Here is a 3,719-nt window from a genome sequence, read left to right on the forward strand (position 1 = left end):
GGTGAAGATTTGGCAAAATTGTACCAAGGTATCCAAGGCTCACCTGAGCGCCAAGGGCTTGAGCAGATTTTTTATGTTGGGTTCTCTGAATACTTAAGAATGCACAAAAAACGCCAACCAAAGGATAATATTATTGACGGCGTTGAGCGTAAGTTGAGGGTTGGTTTAGGTCGTCAGCAGCTACTTTTAGAATCGGGACTCACGACACTTGCCAGCATTGGCTCCGTTGCGCCTTACGTCGGTCTGTTCGGTACGGTATGGGGTATCATGAATGCCTTTTTGGGCTTATCACAAAATGAGCAAGCGACCCTAGCCGCTGTTGCACCAGGTATCGCAGAAGCATTGATTGCTACTGCTATGGGTTTGTTTGCTGCTATCCCTGCAGTATTGGCTTATAACCATTTTACTGCTAAATCTAGCCGTTTATATGATTCACGTGCCTTATTTTGTGATGAGATGACGGGTATGCTCCAGCGTGAGACCAGTAATGAAAGCCCGCAACCTAGCACTCAAGTGAGCCAAGCTAATCAAAGCACTCAGGTGGCAGGTCTATGAAACAAAGTCCCTATCGCCGTGAGAAAAAAGCACTCAATGCGGAGATGAACGTTGTTCCTTATATCGATGTAATGCTGGTATTGCTGGTGATATTTATGGTGACCGCGCCGATGCTGATTACCGGTGTCGATGTCGATTTGCCAAAAGAGCAAACCAACACCATGAGTCAGAGTCAGCTGCCAGTGATTGTGTCTCTGACCGGTAACGGCGAGATTTTTATCAGTTATGAGAGCAATGTTGACTTGCCGATTAGTGAGCCTGAGCTGATTGATACGCTAGCGAACCTGCAAAATCAAAGCAGTAATGCCGGCGCTCAGCCGGTACAAGTGATGATTAATGCCGACCAAAACAATCAATATGGCGCTATCATGACCTTGATGGCAACGTTGCAGCAAGCAGGTATCCAAAAGGTTGGACTATTGACCGGCGCGCCTCTACCTACACCGACGCTATAGTCATTGTCGTAATGTTAAAAGCTGCCTGTTTGGTACATTGGGCTAGAATGAAGCAGGTAAGCGAATAAAGCAGATAAGCTGATAACACTTGTCTTTTAGTATCACGTTTTTGAGTATTACTACCATGTATAAGGCTCCAACCGTTTATGTACCAACCGAACCTGAAGGCAATGGGCTAACTTTACCCACGCTGCTCAGTTTGCTGGCACATGGTCTTGTTATTGGTATCCTTATTTATACCTATCAACATATGGACGTTGAAACCGCAGGTAGTATTGAAACTACGATGGTATCTCCTGAACAGCTGGCAGAGATGCAAGGGCAAATCCTTGCCAATCGCGCCGCAGCAGCCAGTGCCATGCAAGCGGAAAGCGGTACAAGTAGCTCAGCTATGCCTACAGAAGCTTTTGATGGTAGCGTCAGCACTCCAAATCCTGCTCAACCAAACTCTCAGCAAGTGCCTGTCTTTACACGCTCTACTGAGCCTGCCACGGCTCCTATCTTGATGAGTGAAGAGCAACACCAGCGTCTGCTTGAACAAAACCAAGAGTATGAGCGCAGTATGGCGGAGTGGGCATCGCGATTAGATGAGTCTGTACTAGAAGAACATGACCAAATTGAAAAAGAAAAAAGACAGCAGCTCATTGAAGAACAAAAAATGCTTGGCGATTTTCGTAATAAACAAAACAATCCTCCTAAGATTAAGCGCCCAACTGCCACAGATCGTAATATAGAAATCAATACAGGTGGCTCTAGTAGCTCAGGTCAAACCCTTAGCTTATCAAACGATGGTCAGTCAAGCTTATCTGGTGATAGCGCAACCTCAAGCCCCTCAAAAGGCAGTAGCCGTTCCGCATCAGGCGGTAGTCGAGGCGCTAGTAATAGTGAAATCATCAACCTTATCAAGCGTAACTATAATCCGCCGACTGCAGCAAGAGGCTCAACTCAGCGTGCGACCCTCACAATTACGGTCAATGCCAGCGGTAATATCACCAATGTCACCGCTTCAGGACCTGATGAAGCCGTCAATGAAGCCGCAAAACAAGCCGTACTGAACACAGGCAGCTTACCAATCGGTGCTGACGATCCAAAATACCCCACCTTTACCATACAGTTTAAGGGCAGCAATTAATCAGTTGCTCATGTTTTATATTATTGATAACGTTACCTTAAACAGCTTGTACTGTAGAAGGGACTGCCTTATCTTTATGGCGAACTAATAACCTATAAAAATGATACTAATATTGTTTTAGGAGCTTAACTTACTCATGCGCACTCACAACAAACTACTCGCCTCGTTACTTGCCAGCGCCTCAAGCTTACTTATCGCACCAAGTGTATTGGCAGCGCCGGTTGTTTTAGAATTGGATTACGAGATTCCTGTGCAACAAAACCAAGTCGCTTTTGTACCTTTTGCTAGTGATAGTATTTTATCGCCTATTATTCTAAATGATTTGAGCAAAACTGAGCTAAAAGTCACCAGTCAAAATTTACCTCAGCAGCCACGTAGCAGCAGCGAGCTGGCAGGGACATTGCCAGTATGGCAAAGTATGGGCATTCCCTATCTTGTGGTAGGCAGCACGCGCAGTAGCCGCGGTAAAGTTGTCACCGACTATGAAGTGATTGAGGTCAAAACAGGACGCGTGATCGAAGGCAAGCAAACTTTAACTGCTGATAACAATAAAGATAACATGCGCTATGCCGCTCACGTCATCGCCGATAAAGTTTATGAGCTGATTACCGGCATACCAGGTGATTTCTCAGGGCGTATTGCCTATATTGAAGAAACTGGAATTGGCAAAGCAAAAGTATCACGCTTAAAAGTGATGGATGCCGATGGCGAGAATGCCAAAACCATTACTGAGGTTGCAGGTTCTATTTTCTCTCCAGCATGGTCGCCTGATGGCAACCGTATTGCCTACGCTGTACAGCGAGACAAATCTTATCCTATTATTTATGTACAAAGCGTGAGCGGCGGCGGTGCAACGTCATTGACGCCCTTCCCTGGTAGCAACTTAAGCCCTTCATTCTCACCAGATGGCAGCAAAATCCTGTTCTCTAGTAGTTTTGAGGGCAGCGCTGATATTTATGAGATGAGTGCCAGCGGCGGTCAACCAAGACGATTAACCAACGGGCCAAGTAGTGAAGTACAGCCAAGCTATGCTCCAGATGGCAGATCATTTGTCTTTGTATCTGATAAAGCTGGATTTAATAAGCCGCAGATTTATCGTTATGAATTCGGTTCAGGACGCACAACCAAGGTATCAAATAGTGGTTACGCTACCAGTCCACAATTTAGTAGCGATGGCACACAGATTGCCTTTTTAAATGGGCGCTCAGCTGCCATTATGAATAGCGGCGGCGCGGTCACTGCCAATTTGGGCAATACCGGTATCGATGAAGCGCCAAGCTTTTCGCCTAATGGTAAGCGCGTGGTCTATGCTTCAAAGCAAGGTGGAAAAGGCATATTAACCATCAAATCACTAAACGGCGGCGAAACCTTTGGTAAATCTGGGCAAGGTACGATTCGCTCACCGGTCTGGTCAGCTAGCCCTAAATAAAGCCAGAAAGTCTTAAATATAAAAAAGCGCCCAATCAATGATTAGGCGCTTTTTTATAGCAGAGTAAACAGACAAGCTTTTATTAGACCTCTTGCAAAAGTACCGTTTTATTGACCTCCGCTAACAGAGTATCAAGGGCTAGCAATGA

At 45.7% G+C, this 3,719-nt stretch carries 4 protein-coding genes; all 4 read left to right on the plus strand.

The window, feature by feature from the left end; all coding sequences use genetic code 11:
- Positions 1 to 555, plus strand: a 555-nt coding sequence (locus tag VLN09_RS00180; RefSeq protein ID WP_325242936.1) for a MotA/TolQ/ExbB proton channel family protein, incomplete at its 5' end; no start/stop codon positions are given.
- Positions 552 to 1,010 carry a protein TolR gene (gene tolR, locus VLN09_RS00185; protein WP_325242938.1) on the plus strand — a complete coding sequence of 153 codons (459 nt, stop codon included), beginning with the start codon at positions 552 to 554 and terminating at the stop codon, positions 1,008 to 1,010. The genes VLN09_RS00180 and tolR, both read left to right, overlap by 4 nt.
- A 109-nt stretch (positions 1,011 to 1,119) precedes the next feature.
- The gene (locus tag VLN09_RS00190) at positions 1,120 to 2,142 is read left to right on the plus strand and encodes a cell envelope integrity protein TolA (RefSeq protein ID WP_325242940.1); all 1,023 of its coding nucleotides are present in this window, start codon (positions 1,120 to 1,122) and stop codon (positions 2,140 to 2,142) included.
- A gap of 136 nt (positions 2,143 to 2,278) precedes the next feature.
- The gene (locus tag VLN09_RS00195) at positions 2,279 to 3,571 is read left to right on the plus strand and encodes a translocation protein TolB (RefSeq protein WP_325242942.1); all 1,293 of its coding nucleotides are present in this window, start codon (positions 2,279 to 2,281) and stop codon (positions 3,569 to 3,571) included.
- Positions 3,572 to 3,719: the final 148 nt, after the last annotated feature.

Source organism: Psychrobacter sp. (genome assembly GCF_035469765.1).
In the GTDB taxonomy this organism is placed as follows: Bacteria; Pseudomonadota; Gammaproteobacteria; order Pseudomonadales; family Moraxellaceae; genus Psychrobacter.

What these genes read in the sequence shown, in the direction of transcription:
- tolR (WP_325242938.1), top strand. Translation starts at nt 552, where the DNA reads ATGAAACAAAGTCCCTATCGCCGTGAGAAAAAAGCACTCAATGCGGAG.
- VLN09_RS00195 (WP_325242942.1), top strand. Translation starts at nt 2,279, where the DNA reads ATGCGCACTCACAACAAACTACTCGCCTCGTTACTTGCCAGCGCCTCA.